This window comes from Streptomyces sp. NPDC058279, from assembly GCF_042881255.1.
GTDB lineage: Bacteria > Actinomycetota > Actinomycetes > Streptomycetales > Streptomycetaceae > Streptomyces.
The window spans coordinates 102,950-117,076 of record NZ_JBHVYA010000010.1; the positions used below are offsets into that span (position 1 = coordinate 102,950).

At 70.6% G+C, this 14,127-nt stretch carries 15 protein-coding genes; 9 read left to right on the forward strand and 6 right to left on the reverse strand.

Annotated features, from left to right (window positions below; genetic code table 11):
• Positions 1–24: 24 nt before the first annotated feature.
• The 4 genes from ACFVXJ_RS20425 (at position 25) to ACFVXJ_RS20440 (ending at position 3,060) form a co-directional block, all read left to right on the forward strand.
• Positions 25–717: a pentapeptide repeat-containing protein gene (locus ACFVXJ_RS20425; protein ID WP_389663431.1), complete on the forward strand. Its 693-nt coding sequence runs from the start codon at positions 25–27 to the stop codon at positions 715–717.
• A 220-nt stretch (positions 718–937) separates the two neighbouring features.
• Positions 938–1,300 (forward strand): hypothetical protein, encoded by a 363-nt coding sequence (locus ACFVXJ_RS20430; protein WP_389663432.1) that lies wholly within the window; start codon positions 938–940, stop codon positions 1,298–1,300.
• Positions 1,297–2,649, forward strand: coding sequence for a hypothetical protein (locus tag ACFVXJ_RS20435; protein WP_389663433.1), 1,353 nt, complete (start codon positions 1,297–1,299; stop codon positions 2,647–2,649). The genes ACFVXJ_RS20430 and ACFVXJ_RS20435 overlap by 4 nt, the downstream gene beginning before the upstream one ends.
• Positions 2,650–2,676: 27 nt before the next feature.
• Positions 2,677–3,060 (forward strand): hypothetical protein, encoded by a 384-nt coding sequence (locus ACFVXJ_RS20440; protein ID WP_389663435.1) that lies wholly within the window; start codon positions 2,677–2,679, stop codon positions 3,058–3,060.
• Between the two features lie 162 nt (positions 3,061–3,222).
• Here ACFVXJ_RS20440 and ACFVXJ_RS20445 read toward each other — a convergent pair whose 3' ends face one another.
• From ACFVXJ_RS20445 to ACFVXJ_RS20455, 3 genes are all read right to left on the reverse strand, one after another.
• Positions 3,223–3,726: a hypothetical protein gene (locus tag ACFVXJ_RS20445; protein ID WP_389663436.1), complete on the reverse strand. Its 504-nt coding sequence runs from the start codon at positions 3,724–3,726 to the stop codon at positions 3,223–3,225.
• Between the two features lie 134 nt (positions 3,727–3,860).
• Positions 3,861–4,481 carry a response regulator gene (locus tag ACFVXJ_RS20450; protein WP_389663438.1) on the reverse strand — a complete coding sequence of 207 codons (621 nt, stop codon included), beginning with the start codon at positions 4,479–4,481 and terminating at the stop codon, positions 3,861–3,863.
• The gene (locus ACFVXJ_RS20455) at positions 4,478–5,758 is read right to left on the reverse strand and encodes a sensor histidine kinase (RefSeq protein ID WP_389663439.1); all 1,281 of its coding nucleotides are present in this window, start codon (positions 5,756–5,758) and stop codon (positions 4,478–4,480) included. The genes ACFVXJ_RS20450 and ACFVXJ_RS20455 overlap by 4 nt, the downstream gene beginning before the upstream one ends.
• A gap of 194 nt (positions 5,759–5,952) precedes the next feature.
• On the opposite strand from ACFVXJ_RS20455, the gene ACFVXJ_RS20460 reads away from it, so the two are divergent.
• Positions 5,953–6,516 carry a heme-binding protein gene (locus tag ACFVXJ_RS20460; RefSeq protein ID WP_389663441.1) on the forward strand — a complete coding sequence of 188 codons (564 nt, stop codon included), beginning with the start codon at positions 5,953–5,955 and terminating at the stop codon, positions 6,514–6,516.
• A 112-nt stretch (positions 6,517–6,628) separates the two neighbouring features.
• Complete coding sequence (locus tag ACFVXJ_RS20465) at positions 6,629–8,041, forward strand: M1 family metallopeptidase (protein WP_389663442.1); 1,413 nt, start codon at positions 6,629–6,631, stop codon at positions 8,039–8,041.
• Positions 8,042–8,111: 70 nt separating this feature from the next.
• Here the strand turns inward: ACFVXJ_RS20465 and ACFVXJ_RS20470 are convergent, their stop codons facing one another.
• The gene (locus ACFVXJ_RS20470; RefSeq protein WP_389663444.1) at positions 8,112–8,687 is read right to left on the reverse strand and encodes a TerD family protein; all 576 of its coding nucleotides are present in this window, start codon (positions 8,685–8,687) and stop codon (positions 8,112–8,114) included.
• Positions 8,688–8,866: 179 nt separating this feature from the next.
• On the opposite strand from ACFVXJ_RS20470, the gene arfB reads away from it, so the two are divergent.
• A complete protein-coding gene (gene arfB / locus ACFVXJ_RS20475) occupies positions 8,867–9,292 on the forward strand; it encodes an alternative ribosome rescue aminoacyl-tRNA hydrolase ArfB (protein WP_361138197.1) in 426 nt (141 codons plus the stop codon).
• Between the two features lie 152 nt (positions 9,293–9,444).
• Here arfB and ACFVXJ_RS20480 read toward each other — a convergent pair whose 3' ends face one another.
• Positions 9,445–10,050: a flavin reductase family protein gene (locus ACFVXJ_RS20480; RefSeq protein ID WP_389663447.1), complete on the reverse strand. Its 606-nt coding sequence runs from the start codon at positions 10,048–10,050 to the stop codon at positions 9,445–9,447.
• Between the two features lie 276 nt (positions 10,051–10,326).
• On the opposite strand from ACFVXJ_RS20480, the gene cdgB reads away from it, so the two are divergent.
• Together cdgB and ACFVXJ_RS20490 are read left to right on the forward strand one after the other, a co-directional pair.
• On the forward strand, positions 10,327–12,048 hold the full coding sequence (gene cdgB, locus ACFVXJ_RS20485; RefSeq protein ID WP_389663449.1) for a diguanylate cyclase CdgB: 1,722 nt from the start codon (positions 10,327–10,329) through the stop codon (positions 12,046–12,048).
• A gap of 68 nt (positions 12,049–12,116) precedes the next feature.
• A complete protein-coding gene (locus ACFVXJ_RS20490; protein WP_389663450.1) occupies positions 12,117–13,154 on the forward strand; it encodes a CBM35 domain-containing protein in 1,038 nt (345 codons plus the stop codon).
• Positions 13,155–13,161: 7 nt separating this feature from the next.
• On the opposite strand, the gene ACFVXJ_RS20495 is transcribed toward ACFVXJ_RS20490, so the two are convergent.
• On the reverse strand, positions 13,162–14,085 hold the full coding sequence (locus tag ACFVXJ_RS20495) for a 1-phosphofructokinase family hexose kinase (RefSeq protein ID WP_389663452.1): 924 nt from the start codon (positions 14,083–14,085) through the stop codon (positions 13,162–13,164).
• Between the last annotated feature and the right edge of the window lie 42 nt (positions 14,086–14,127).

The following is a 14,127-nucleotide window of genomic DNA, read 5'->3' on the forward strand; positions in this document are numbered from 1 at the left end:
AGTGGTGTGCGTCACGATGGGGGGATGGTGCGCAAGGGGCAGGGTCAGGGGCCGGGGTCGGGCGGCTCGGTGAGGGCGGCGAAGCGGACGGAGGTGCGGCTGCCGGAGCTGGTGGCGTGGGAGGGGGGTGGGCTGGAGCCGGACGGGGACTACGACGGCGTGGAGTTCGCGGACTTGGACCTGGGCGGTCAGGAGGGGATCGGGGCCCGGTTCATGGACTGTGCGGTGCGGCGGTGTGCGTTGGACGAGGCGGGGCTGGCGAAGGCGCGGATCCTGGACTCGGTGCTGGAGGGGGTGCGGGGGGTGGGGACGGACCTGTCGGGGGCGTCGCTGCGGGACGTGGAACTGGTGGAGGCCCGGCTGGGCGGCGTCCAGTTGCACGGGGCGGTGTTGGAGCGGGTGGTCGTGCGGGGCGGCAAGATCGACTACCTGAACCTGCGCAAGGCGCGGCTCAAGGACGTGGTCTTCGAGGGGTGCGTGCTGGTGGAGCCGGACTTCGCGGGGGCGGTGCTGGAGCGGGTGGAGTTCCGCGACTGCACGCTGCGGGGGGCGGACTTCCATGGCGCGCGGATGACGGACGTGGACCTGCGGGAGGCGGCGGAGCTGGGCATCGCGCGGGGAGTGGACGCCCTGGCCGGAGCGGTGATCAGCCCGGCGCAGCTCTACGACCTGGCCCCGGCCCTCGCGGCGCAACTGGGACTGCGGGTGGTCCCGTAGCGGGCGGGGACGATCACCCTGGTCATTGGGGTCGATCGCTCTCTCGTGCGATGGGACTCGCCGGAATCCCTCATGCGCGGTTGCCGTGCTGGCTCGATATCGTTGGCGACCTTCAGATGGGGTCGGGGAAATGTCCAGAAACCGATTGACTAGCTCGGCGTCGAGGCTGACCGTGGCTAGGCTCCTGCCCACTACAGGAGCTTAACGGGAGGGGATGCACATGGGTGGCGACGACAAGGTCCTTGACATCAAGGCAGCTGATCTAAAGGTGACAGCGCCGGTGTTCCACGATCAGAGCGAGGCGCTCGCCCTGGCTCTAGGCACACTTCGCACGTCACTGGCGAAAGCCGGGGCAGCCTGGGGGGATGATGCCCCGGGGAAAAAATTCCAAGAGACGTACGGCCCCATCGTGGAGCAGATCGAGAAGTCTGCGAGCATCATCAAGGATGGCTTGGCGAGTATCCATACGGCGATGGCCGATATGGCGGACGGGCACATAGAGAATGACGCTCTCGTCGCTGCTATATTCCGCAGAGGTGTCCCTGCGGCTGGTGCGTCTGACGGCGGAGGGAATGGGCGGTGAGTAACGGTGACAAGGTCCGGGAAATTGTCACCGATGTTACAGGGGTCGAGTGGCCCGCCGCCAACGTGGGTAAATTGCGTGCAGTCGCGAATGCCTGGCGGAAATTTGCCGATGACATGGAAAACATTGCGGCAGCCTCAAACAAGGCCGCTCAAACGCTGATACACAACAATACCGGTGAGGCCATTTCTGCGTTCGCCGATCCATTTTGGTCCCGCTACTACCGCGAAAAGGTTGGGTGGCTCCGAGACCTCGTAGACGGCCCGCGCTCCCTGGCTGACGGCATCGACAAGTACGCCGACGCGGTGGCTGACGCGAAGAAAAAACTCGACCGTGAGCTGGAGATTGCCGGCGCAGTGATCGTGGCCGGCACGGCGCTGGCCTTCTTTACGTTGGGCGCCACGGAAGTCGCCGCAGCGGCAGCAACGACCGCCATCATAGAGGTCGCCGCGACCGCAGGTGTTGCCCTCACTGCTGAGGTCGCCGCACTGGCTGGTACGGTCTTTGCTACTGCTGCCATTGCTGGCATTGAATCCGTTACCGTCGACCTTGCCGTTGCCCAGCCGTTGAAGATAGCGACGGGCATTCAGGGCGGTTTCAGTCTGGATGAAGCCAGTCACGCAATAGCAGACGGCATGACGTATGGAGGAATGTTTGGAGCTCTGGGTGTGGGCTCCCAGGCGGCGGCCGAAGCTGGCGGGTGGAGGAACTTTTCTTCAGGCGGAATTCCTGGCGTGGGCCTCCCTCGCCTGACACTTGCCGATTTGGCGTACGGGTCGACGGAACCTCCCCTTACCCCTGATAATATGGGAACTCGGCGGAATCAGTGGTTGAGAAACCGAGAGAATTCCACTGTTGCCGTAGCCCCTAAGCTGGCGCCGAACTCGTACCTTTCCACTGGCGACGCCGTGTACTATAGAAACGGGTCGACGGGGATAGGTTACGACTCCAGCACCATGGTCAATCTTGATCTAGTGGCCCCTAAGTCTGGATATCACGACGTTGTGATCCATGGTAATAATCAGGGGTATTTCGAACCCGGTAGAGTCAATGCTGCAGGCAACGGATTTTCCGCCGGGAACACTAATGCAACGCACATAGTGGAGGCGATCCGGAATAATCCGACCTATGATGGAGGTCCCGTGCGGCTTATTTCCTGCCACACGGGAACGGTTGGTGATGGTGTCTCAGAGGTGCCGGCGGCGCAAAGCGTCGCCAATCAACTGGGGGTGCCGGTAATGGCGCCTACGGACAAGGTTGGCGTGCGCGCGTTGGGTGGGTCAGGTCAGACGCCGAAGATATATGGCGACGGATATTGGCGGACGTTCCTCCCCGTAACCCAGCAGTAGATCGCCTAGTATGTGAAGGTGGGACGAATGAAGATCCTCGGCTTCTATTCAGAGTTGTGGTCCCCGAAAGCTGGTGTGCCAGCCGGCAGTATCCGTGACTTCGTTCGGCCCGACCCACAGGCGGATGAATCCGAGGTGGTGCGGTACCTGGGTGCCGGGCATGAGCTAATTGTGTTCATGGGGGCGGTGGGGGACGTCCTCGGGTCTGAGGAACGCATCCTTGGCGGCGACAATATCGTCACCGACGGGGAGTGGGTCTGGCGTGCAGACCTGGCATTTTACCTGCAGCGCTACCACGTAGGGCTTCCGGGTGATTTCCTGAGCACGGTTCGCAGCAGCCATTACGTCGTGCCGAGTGTTGATCGTGATCGACTTTTGCGCATTGATGAAGAAGTGGGGCTGATTCTTTAGGCGTGCGAGAGCCTGTGGATAAGCCGTCTGAACCGTTCGTGCCGCTGAGTAACAAGCGGGTAGACCGGCCCCAGACATGCCGAACTCGCCGTACGCGATGAAGCTGCCGTGCTGATCGCAGCTGTCAATGAGTGGCGGTGATCCGCAGTTTCACAACAGGCCCTACGCCGGGACGCGGGGGAAGCGGGCCTGGAGGGTCCAGACGGCGGGGTTGTCGGCGAGGCCGTCGTGCATGTCGATCAGGTCGGCGATGAGGTCGTGCAGGAAGTCGCGGGCCTCGCGGCGGAGGAGGCGGTGCGTGAAGGTGAGGGGGGCTTCCTCGGGCGGCATCCAGTCGGCCTCGATGTCGACCCAGCCGAAGCGGCGCTCGAAGAGCATGCGGTCGGAGGACTCGGTGAAGTCGAGTTCGGCGTACTGGCGGTTGGCGGAGCGGCTGCCGCGGGGGTCTTGGTCGAGCTGCTCGACGATGTCGCACAGGGCCCAGGCGAAGTCGAGGACGGGGACCCATCCCCAGGCTGTGGACAGTTCGCGGTCGGCGTGGGTGTCGGCGAGGTAGACGTCCCCGCAGAAGAGGTCGTGGCGCAGGGTGTGGACGTCCGCGGAGCGGTAGTCGGTCTGCGGGGGGTCGGGGAAGCGGCGGGAGAGGGAGTAGCCGATGTCGAGCACGTATTGATGGTGTCACGGTGACGGGTGGGGCCGGTGCGGGGGGCGGGGCGGGGCCCGGTGGGCGGGTGCGGCGCCGTTGCGGGGGCCGGCCCCCGGGCTGACGGGCCTCGCGCCGGCGGGCGGGAGACACCCCCCTACGGGAGGAGGCGTTGCTCCTTGGCCACCGAGACGGCTCCCGCGCGGGTGTCGACGCCGAGTTTGTCGTAGATGCGACCCAGGTGGGTCTTGACCGTGGCTTCGCTGATGAACAGGGCGCGGGCGATGTCGCGGTTGCCGAGGCCGCGGGCGAGTTGGCCGAGGATGTCCAGTTCGCGGTCCGTCAGGGTGGGGCGGGACCCGCGCATGTGGGCCATCACACGGCTCGCCACCGGTGCGGAGAGGGTGGTGCGGCCCACTGCCGCCGAGTGGATCGCGGCGAAGAGTTCCTCGGGGCGTTCTGCCTTGAGGAGGTAGCCCGTGGCGCCCGCTCCGATGGCGCGGGTGATGTCGGCGTCCGTGTCGTAGGTCGTCAGGACCAGCACGTGCGGCGGGTTCGGTGCCGAGGTGATGCGGCGGGTGGCCTCCACGCCGTCGATGCCCTCGCCGAGCTGGAGGTCCATCAGCACCACCTCGGGCCGGAGCTTCGCGGCCAGGGCGACCGCCTCCTCGCCGCTGCCCGCCTCGCCGAGCACCTCGATGTCGGGTTCGCTGCCCAGCAGGGCCAGCAGTCCGGCGCGGACCACCACATGGTCGTCGCAGAGGAGGATCGTGGTCATCGGACCGGCTCCAGGGGGATCGCGGCGGACAGGACGGTGCCTTCGCCGGAGGTGGATTCGAGCGTCAGGGTGCCGCCGAGCTGCCGCACGCGGGCGCGTATCGCCGGGAGGCCGTGGCCCCGGTCTGGGGTTCGGCCCCGGTCGGGGGTTTCGCCGCCGGGTTCGCGGGGCGCGGTGAAGCCCCGGCCGTCGTCCGCGATGTCCAGGACGACCTGATCGCCCAGGTAGCTGAGGGTCAGCGCGGCGGTACGGGCCCCCGAGTGCTCCCGTACGTTGGCCAGGGCGCCCTGGGCGATCCGCAGCAGCGCGGATTCGGCGCGGTCGGGCAGCGGCGCGGGCGTGCCCTCCAGGTGGAAGCGGACCTCGATGTCCGGGCCGGCGTCCAGTGCGCGCAGGGCGTCCGCGAGGCGTCCGCCGCCCGCCAGCTCGGGCGGGGCCAGGTCGTGGACCAGCCGGCGGGCTTCGGCGAGGCCGCGCGCGGCGATGTCGGTGGCGGTGCGGACGTGCGCGCGGGCGGTGGCGGGGTCGCTGTCCCAGGTGCGGTCGGCGGCCTGGAGCAGCATCTGCTGGCTGGACAGGTGCTGCGCCAGCGTGTCGTGGATCTCCATGGAGAGCCGTTGGCGTTCGGCGAGGGTGCCTTCGCGGCGCTCGGTGGCGGCCAGTTCCCGGCGGGTGCGGATGAGGTCGTCGATCAGGGTCCGCTGGGCCCGGGCCTGGCGCTCCATGTGGACGAAGACGGCGGTGGCGAGCGCGGCGACGGCGGGCGGGGCGAGGAGCAGGTTCGGGTCGAAGGAGGGGGAGAGCTTGAGTTGGGCGGCGACGACGAGGGCGGTGAGCAGGGCGACCAGGACGACCGCCGCGCGCGGGGGCAGGGTGCGCAGCGCGGTGTAGAAGAGCGGGACGGCGCACCAGGCGAAGCTGGGTGCGAGGAGGACGAGGACGACGTACGTGGTGACGACGACGCCGAGCCAGAGCAGTCGGCGCAGGGTGGGCGCGGCGCCGAGGGCGGGGCCGAGGACGTAGAGCAGGGCGAGGGCGGTGCCGAGGGCGACGACCCAGGGCGTTCGGGGGTCGCCGGGGTGGTGGAGCAGGAAGCGGGCCATGGAGGCGCCGAGGAGGAGGAAGAACGCCGTGTGGGTGACGGCGGCCAGCGTCCGTGTGCCGGTGTGGGTGTCGGCGGGCCCCGGCGGTGGTGCCTGGCTGCTCACGGGGTGCTCCTGGGGTGGGTGGTGCGTACGTCCATCCTGAGCCAAGCCCTCGACCCGCCGGGTCCGCATCGACCGATCGGATGACCCCGCCGTCATCCGGTGCGCTCGCCGTCGCGAGCCGGTACGGGGACGGCCGGCCCGGGGGTGCGGCGCGAGGCTGGTGCTGTGACCGGAAAGGTCCACAGCACCAAGAGCAGCGGCGGCCGTGGCAGCCGCCCGGGCCGCACGGGCCCTCCGCCCCGACGACCTCAGGAGCAGCAGGCATGAACATCCGCACCCGCGTCCTCACCGGTACCGCCCTCGCCGTCGCGCTCGGCGCCGGGGCCTTCGGCGCCGTCGGCGCGAGCGCCGCGCAGACCGAGTCCGCCCCGGCGGCCGTCGCCGTGCAGAGCGACACCCGGCAGGGCGGCGACGACAAGAACTTCACCACGACGACCCACCTGACCGTCGACGCCGCCACCCGCGCCGCGCAGGCCGCGCTCCAGGCCGCCGAGAAGGAGGGCCAGAAGGTGACGGTCGCCGTGGTGGACCGCAACGGCAACACCGTCGTCACGCTGCGCGGCGACGGCGCGGGCCCGCAGTCCTACGAGTCGGCGCAGCGCAAGGCGTTCACCGCCGTGTCCTGGAACGCCCCGACCTCGGTGCTCGCCGGCCGGCTCGCCCAGACCCCGAACCTGAAGGACATCCCCGGCACCCTCTTCCTGGCCGGCGGCACCCCGGTGCAGGCCAAGGGTGCTCCGGTCGCGGGCATCGGCGTGGCCGGCGCCCCGAGCGGTGACCTGGACGAGAAGTTCGCCAAGGCCGGGGTCGACGCGCTGGACAAGTAGGGTCGACGCCTCGACACGTAGCCCCCCTCGACACGTAAGGGCCGATGCCCCGGACGGCCGGGGCGGACCGCGGAACGGGCCGCCTTCCGCCCGCCCGCTTAGGATCGAACGCGTGGATCACCGCACGCTCGTCCGCCTCGCCGCCCCCGCGGTCGCCGTCCTCCTCGCCCTCACCGCGGGTTGTACGGGGACGACCGTGCAGGGGCGGCCGGGCGCGTCGGGGCTGCGGGACCCGTACTTCCCCAAGGCGGGCAACGGCGGTTACCAGGTCGACCACTACGCCCTGGACCTGGGCTACCGGCCCCCCGGCGGCCGGCTGACCGGCCGGGCCGTCATCACCGCCCGCGCGGAACAGACGTTGAGCGCCTTCAACCTCGACTTCAGCGGGCTGCGCGTCGACGCGGTCACCGTCGAGGGCGAGCCGGCCCGGTACAACCGGACGGGCCGGGAGCTGACCGTGCGCCCGCGCGAGGACGTCGCCAAGGGCGCGGTCTTCCGTACGGAGGTCCGCTACAGCGGCACGCCCCAGCCCCTCACCGACGCGGACGGTTCCCCGGAGGGCTGGATCACGACGGCGGACGGGGCCGTGGCGGTCGGCGAGCCGGTCGGGTCGATGACCTGGTTCCCCGGCAACCACCACCCGAGCGACAAGGCGTCCTACGACATCACCCTCACCGTCCCGCGGGGCTACGAGGCGGTCTCCAACGGCGAGTTGGGTTCCCGCAGGGACACCGGCGACGGGCGGACCGCCTTCGCCTGGCACAGCGCAGAGCCGATGGCGAGCTACCTGGCCACGGTGGCCATCGGGAAGTTCAAGGTGGCCACGGGCCGCACGGCGTCGGGCATCGGCGTCTACGACGCGGTCGCACCCGGGGAAGCGGCCGGGAGCGCGGCGGCGCTGCGGCGGTTGCCGGAGGTGGTGGAGTGGGGCGCGGGACGGTTCGGGCCGTACCCCTTCGCCACGGTGGGCACGATCGTGATGCCGGACGGGACGCTGCCCTACGCGTTGGAGACGCAGACCAAACCCGTCTACTCGGGGGCGCCTTCGGTGGAGCTCGTCGTGCACGAGCTCGCGCACCAGTGGTTCGGCGACTCGGTGTCGCCGAAGTCCTGGAAGGACATGTGGCTCAACGAGGGGTTCGCGACGTACGCGGAGTGGCTGTGGTCGGAGGACCACGGCGGGCCGAGCGCGCAGAAACGGTTCGACGCGCTGCTCGCCGGTGATACGTCCCTCGAAGGGACGCTCGCTTCCGGCTGGGACGCGTTCCCGCCCGCGGCCCCGCCCGGGCCCGCGGACATCTCGGAGGGGCCGGTGTACTACCGGGGCGCGATGGTGCTGCACCGCATCCGGCAGGAGGTCGGCGACGAGCGGTTCTTCGCCCTGCTGCGGGGCTGGGCCGCGGATCACCGGCACGGGAACGCGAGTACGGCCGACTTCACCGCCTACGCGGAGCAGAAGACGGGCCACGACCTGAAGAAGGTCTGGGACGTGTGGCTCTACGGCGCGGACAGCCCGAAGCCGTAGCGCCGATGCGCTGCGACGGGGCCCCTCCCGGATGGCGGGAGGGGGCCGCGTCGGCGGCTGTGCCGGGAGGTCAGACGTTGACGCCGAAGTCCTGGGCGATGCCGGTCAGGCCGGAGGCGTAGCCCTGGCCGACGGCGCGGAACTTCCACTCGGCGCCGTTGCGGTAGAGCTCGCCGAAGACCATGGCGGTCTCGGTCGCCGCGTCCTCGGAGAGGTCGTAGCGGGCGATCTCGGCGCCGCCGGCCTGGTTCACGACGCGGATGTACGCGTTGCGGACCTGGCCGAAGTTCTGGCCGCGGGACTCGGCGTCGTAGATGGACACCGGGAAGACGATCTTGTCGACATCGGCCGGGAGGCCGGCGAGGTTGACCTTGATGGACTCGTCGTCGCCGGAGCCCTCGCCGGTGCGGTTGTCACCGGTGTGGACGATGGTCTGGTCCGGGGTGGACTTGTTGTTGAAGAAGACGAAGTGACCGTCGGAGACGACCTTGCCCGTCGCGTTGACCGCGATGGCGGAGGCGTCGAGGTCGAAGTCGACACCGGTGGTGGTGCGGACGTCCCAGCCGAGGCCGACCGTGACGGCGCTGAGGCCGGGGGCCTCCTTGCTAAGCGAGACGTTGCCGCCCTTGGACAGGCTTACTGCCATTTTGACTGGTGTCCCTTCCTCAATCACATGACCGCCGAACGTGGTCAAGGTACCGCTGCCCTCCATAACGCGGGGAGGGGGTCGGTAGGTTCCACGGGGTCCGTCCGACGGGCGTACGGGGTCGGCCGGGGCGGGGAAATAGGGTGACGGGGCGCGGTGGCGGGGCGGATCATAGGGGCATGCCTGGTCCCTATGTCATCCGTGGTTCCGTCGTGCTGCCCGAGGGGGAGCTCGGCTGGCGGTTCTCGCGTTCCTCCGGGCCGGGGGGCCAGCACGTGAACACCTCCGACTCGCGGGTGGAGCTGCTGTTCGACCTCGGGGCGACGAAGGCGCTGCCGGAGGTGTGGAAGGAGCGGGCGCTGGAACGGCTCGCGTCCCGGCTGGTCGGCGGGGTGCTGACGGTCCGGGCGTCCGAGCACCGCTCGCAGCTTCGCAACCGGGAGATGGCGTTGGTGCGGTTGGCTTCGCTGCTGGCGGAGGCGACGGCGCCGCCGCCGAAGCAGCGGCGGGCGACGAAGATCCCGCGCGGGATCAACGAGCGGCGGCTGCGGGAGAAGAAGGCGCGGGCGGAGACGAAGCGGGGGCGGACGGGGCGGGACTGGTAGCGGGACGCTCCGCGGGTTGCTCCGGCGGGGCGGTGCTGGCCGGGTGCGGCGCCGCTGCGCTGCGCGGCCCCGGCTGCGCCGGGTTTTCGGGGCTCCGCCCCGGACCCCGCGCCTCAAACGCCGGCGGGGCTGGATCTGGCCGGGATGGCGGTTTAGCCGGACAAGTGGCGGTAGCGGCCGCGGAAGTAGGTGAGGGGTGGGGCGTCCGGGGTGGGGAGGGTGGCCGACAGGACGCGGCCGATGACCAGGGTGTGGTCGCCCGCCGGGACGCGGGATTCCGTACGGCATTCCAGCGTGGCCAGCGCCCCCGTCAGCAGCGGGGCCCCGGAGAGCGGGCCCCGCTCGTACGGCACGCCCTCGAACAGCAGCCGGTCGCTGATCCTGCCCTTCATCGCGAACCGGCCGGCGACCTGGAGCTGGCTGTCCGCGAGGATCGACACCGCCCACATCGGTTGCTCCGCCAGCAGGTCGTCCATCCGCGAGCCCTCGCGCAGGCTCACCAGCACCAGCGGCGGGTCCAGGGACACCGACATGAAGGCGGTCGCCGTCATGCCCACGTCCTCGCCCCGCGGGCCGTCGGACGTCAGGGCGGGCTCGTGGGCGGTGATCAGCGTTACGCCGGCCGCCAGTCGGGACATGGCGGCCCGGAATTCTTCCTCGGTCACCCCCTCAGGATGCGGGGTGTCGGCTGCGGCAGCGGGTTCCAGGGTCGTCTTCGGCACGCCTGGAACGCTAGTCTCGCTCTCCCGCGCGCACATCGGGCCCTGGTCCGAAGCGCGTACGGGCCCCCGGTCCTAGGACCGCGCGTATCGTTTGCCCGCGGAAAGGGGAGGGAGCGCTCCCAGTGGTGGCGGAGGCTCTCGTGCCTTTTCAGGACACGTTCTTCATCTCATGTGACTTGAGTCACAGACGGCAAGATTTGTTGACCCTGTGTACCTGCCGCACAGCTCACTGTGATTCAGTGGACGGGACACCGCAACGAACCGCCGATGACACACCTGGAGTTGCTGTCGAGGTCTCGGGGAGAGCGAACAATGGAGACCGAGTCGGAGCCGTACGTCCGTCTTGCGACCCTGCGGCAGCTGCACCGGGTGGTGGCCGACCTCAATACGGCCCGTAGCCTGGCGGACACTCTGCAGACCGTCGTGGACGGCATCGTCGCGGGCCTCGGTTACGAACTCGCCTGCGTCAACCTCGTACGCCCTGACGGGGATCTGGTCGTGGCCGCCTTCGCAGGTGACCCGGCCGCCGAGGCCCTGATCACCGGCCGCGTCGGCTCCCGCCTGTCCTGGGAACGGCGGCTGACGATGGGTGAGAACTGGGACGGCCTCCGCTTCATCCCGCACACCGAGGGCTGGGTCCTGCTGGAGGACGACGTGCCCCAGTGGCACACCGAGGGTCCCGATCCCCGCTTCGCGGACGAGTGGCATCCCGAAGACCGGCTCTACGCCCCCATGTATGCGTCCGGCGGGGAACTTCTGGGTGTCATTTCGGTGGACAGACCGCGCAACGGCCGCCGGCCGGGCGCGTGGGGGCGCGAGGCGCTCCAGATGTACGCCTTCCAGGCGGCGATTGCGATCAGTAACGCGCGGCTGCGCGCCAACATGCAACGGGCCCTGGTCCGGCTGGAGCGGGAGCAACAGGCGTTGCGCGCCAGCGAGGAGTCGTTCCGTCAGGCTTTCGAGTACGCGCCCAGCGGTATGGCCATCGCCGAGATGGGCGGTGACCAGCACGGCCGGCTGCTGCGGACCAACGACGCGCTGTGCCGGCTGCTGGGCCGGCCGGCCTCCGTACTGCGCCGGTACTCCTTCTCCGACCTGGTCCACCCCGAGGACATCGGCACGCTGCTGCGCACCTCGGCCGAGGGCGGCCGGGCCGAGCTGCGGCTGGGCCGGCGCGACGGGACGTACGTGTGGGTCTCGCTGCGCAACTCCGTGGTCGCGGACGCCGCCGACGGGCCGCGGTTCCTGCTCACCCACGTCGAGGACATCGAGGAGCGCAAGCGGCACGAGCTCCAGCTCGCGCACCGGGCCAGCCACGACGCGCTGACCGGCCTGCCCAACAGCGCCGAGCTGCGCTCGCGGCTCGGGGCGCGGCTGTGCCGCCGGCCACAGTCGGTGCGGGCGACGGCCGTGGAGGCGCTGGACGCGGCCTTCGAGGGGCGTCCGGAGGCGGGAGGTGGTGCCGCCGAGCACGGCTTTCCCCCCGACGGGTACGGCGGCGCCCCCTTCGAAGGGGGCGTGGGGCAGCAAGTGGGGCCGGTCGCGGGCGCGGGACCGGGGACGGGACCGGGGGAGGTGGGCCCGTACGACCACCATGTGCACACCGTCGCACCCGCCACCGACATCGACGACGGGACGAAGGGGCTCGCGGTGCTCTTCTGCGACCTCGACGGCTTCAAGTCGATCAACGACCGGTTCGGTCACCACACGGGCGACGCGGTGCTGATCGAGGTCGCCCGGCGGCTGACGACGGGCGTGCGCGACGGTGACACGGTCGCCCGGCTCGGCGGTGACGAGTTCGTCGTCCTCGCCGACGGGCTGGGCGCGGCCGACGCCGCCGACCTGGCCGTCCGGCTGCGGAACGCGATCATCCCGCCGATCCGGGTGGACGGCCGCGCGGTCCGCGTCGGGGCGAGTTTCGGCATCGGTTGGGCCAGCTGCGGCATGTCCGCGGACGAGGTGCTGCGCTCCGCCGACCAGCGGATGTACATCGAGAAGAGGTCTCGCTCCAAGGCCCACCGCCGGGCCGGCTGAGCCGATCGGCCGCCCGTGGGCGCACGTGTTCGGGGTAGGCTCCCGTGGGTCGAAAGGAGTGACCTGCGATGACGACGCCCGCGAACAGCGGTCCGCACGGCGGGGCGAACCAGCCCGAGGACGAAGATCCGTTCGGCTACCTCTACGCGGACGGCCAGGCCGCCGGTGCCACCCCGCCCGGTTCCCCCGGCGGGTACGGATACCCCGGGCCCGCGGCCGGGGGGCAGGGCGGAGCGCAGCCCGGTGTCCCCCGTACCTCGTACAACCAGGTGCGCACGGTCGGCGACCGGCGCGGCCAGCGCGGTGCCGTCCCGTACCAGCAGGGGCCGGCGCAGCCGGGCCCGCAGGGCTACCAGGCCCAGTACCAGGCTCCCGAGGCGCTCCAGGCCGGTGGCTACGGCGTTCCGCAGCAGCAGACGCAGTCCCAGCCGCTCCCCGGCGACGACGGCCACGGTGGTCACGGCGGGCGCGGCGGTGGCGGCGGGTCGAGTCGGCGCGGGCTGCTCATCGCGGCGGTCGCGGTGGTCGCCGCCGTGGCGATCGGCATCGGCGCGGCCCTGGCCTTCGGCGACAAGGGCAAGGACAAGGACAAGAACCAGGCGAACGGCCAGAACCAGCAGTCGGCCGCCCCGCAGAACTCCGGGAGTCCGAAGGCGAGCGGTTCCCCGCAGCCGTCGGAGGGCCCGCTGCCCAAGGCGGACGCCTCGGGTGCGGGCATGACCCTGACGGGCGGCGCGGCGCTGACGAGCACGGTGCCCGGTGCGAAGAGCACGGGCGGCCAGTACGTCGGCAACTTCAACCAGCCCGGCGCGGCGCTGACCTGGACCCTGGACGTGGCCAAGGCGGACACGTACGCGGCCTACATCAGTTACTCCGTTCCCGGCAATGACGCGAACACCACGCTCACCGTCAACGGCGAGAAGCAGAGCCGGCCGATAAACATGAAGAACTTCGCCAAGGCCAAGCCGGGCGAGTGGGACAAGTGGACGTACACGTACTCGCTGGTGGACCTGAAGAAGGGTCCGAACACCATCAAGATGTCGTGCGAGACGGGCAACCAGTGCGAGATCATCATCGACCAGCTCTGGCTCCAGAAGCCGCCGTAGCGGCTCCTCACGCCTGAGCGTGCGTGACCGTCACCGACCCCCGTACCTGTTCGTAGGTGCGGGGGTCGAACTCTCCCGCCGCCGGGGCATGGACGGTGGCCGCCGAGAGGGCGACGGCGCGGGTCAGGCGGGCGGGCCAGTCCAGGCCCTCGGTGAGTGCCGAGAGCAGGCCCGCGACGGCGGAGTCGCCGGCGCCGGTGGGGTTGCCGGCCAGCGGGCGGGGCGGCGCGGCCTGCCAGGTGCCGTCGGCGGTGGCGGCGAGCAGCCCCGCCGGGCCGAGGGAGGTGACCACCGCGTGGGCGCCGCGCCGGCGGGCGTCGCGGGTGGCGGGCAGCGGGTCGCGGGAGCCGGTCAGTTCGGCCAGCTCGGCCGCGTTCGGTTTGATCATCTCGGGGCGGGCGGCGACACCGCGGCGCAGCGCCTCGCCGCTGGTGTCGAGGAGTACGGGGACCCCGGCCGCGCGGGCGGTGCGGACGAGCACGGCGTACGCGCCCACCGGTACGCCCGGCGGCAGGCTGCCGCAGAGGGCGACCGCGCGGGCCCCGTCCAGGAGTTCCTCGTAGCGGGACTGGAAGCGCGCCCATTCCGCGGGAGTGATCTGCGGGCCCGGTTCGTTGAACTGCGTGGTGTCGCCGGAGGCTTCGTCGACCACCGCGAGCGTGCGCCGGGTCGCGCCGGCGCAGGGCAGCAGGGCGTCCGTCACGCCGGCGTCGGCGGCCAACAGTTCCCGTACGACCGCGCCCACCGCGCCGCCCGCGAAGCCGGTCGCCGTGACCTTGTGGCCGAGGGCGGCGAGTACCCGGGCGACGTTGACGCCCTTGCCGCCGGGGCGTTCGGTCGCGCCGGTGACCCGGTGCGAGGTGTGCGGGAGCAGTCGCGGCACCCGGTAGGTGACGTCGAGCGCGGTGTTGAGGGTCACGGTGAGGATCATGGTCAGCCCCGGTCTTGGTGTGTGCCGGGATCATGCCAAACC

Bases quoted from the DNA above. Each gene is read 5' to 3' on its own strand.
- ACFVXJ_RS20425 (WP_389663431.1), top strand. From the start codon at position 25: ATGGTGCGCAAGGGGCAGGGTCAGGGGCCGGGGTCGGGCGGCTCGGTG.
- ACFVXJ_RS20430 (WP_389663432.1), top strand. From the start codon at position 938: ATGGGTGGCGACGACAAGGTCCTTGACATCAAGGCAGCTGATCTAAAG.
- ACFVXJ_RS20440 (WP_389663435.1), top strand. From the start codon at position 2,677: ATGAAGATCCTCGGCTTCTATTCAGAGTTGTGGTCCCCGAAAGCTGGT.
- ACFVXJ_RS20450 (WP_389663438.1), bottom strand. From the start codon at position 4,481: ATGACCACGATCCTCCTCTGCGACGACCATGTGGTGGTCCGCGCCGGA.
- ACFVXJ_RS20455 (WP_389663439.1), bottom strand. From the start codon at position 5,758: ATGCGGACCCGGCGGGTCGAGGGCTTGGCTCAGGATGGACGTACGCAC.
- ACFVXJ_RS20460 (WP_389663441.1), top strand. From the start codon at position 5,953: ATGAACATCCGCACCCGCGTCCTCACCGGTACCGCCCTCGCCGTCGCG.
- ACFVXJ_RS20470 (WP_389663444.1), bottom strand. From the start codon at position 8,687: ATGGCAGTAAGCCTGTCCAAGGGCGGCAACGTCTCGCTTAGCAAGGAG.
- arfB (WP_361138197.1), top strand. From the start codon at position 8,867: ATGCCTGGTCCCTATGTCATCCGTGGTTCCGTCGTGCTGCCCGAGGGG.
- ACFVXJ_RS20480 (WP_389663447.1), bottom strand. From the start codon at position 10,050: ATGTGCGCGCGGGAGAGCGAGACTAGCGTTCCAGGCGTGCCGAAGACG.
- cdgB (WP_389663449.1), top strand. From the start codon at position 10,327: ATGGAGACCGAGTCGGAGCCGTACGTCCGTCTTGCGACCCTGCGGCAG.
- ACFVXJ_RS20490 (WP_389663450.1), top strand. From the start codon at position 12,117: ATGACGACGCCCGCGAACAGCGGTCCGCACGGCGGGGCGAACCAGCCC.
- ACFVXJ_RS20495 (WP_389663452.1), bottom strand. From the start codon at position 14,085: ATGATCCTCACCGTGACCCTCAACACCGCGCTCGACGTCACCTACCGG.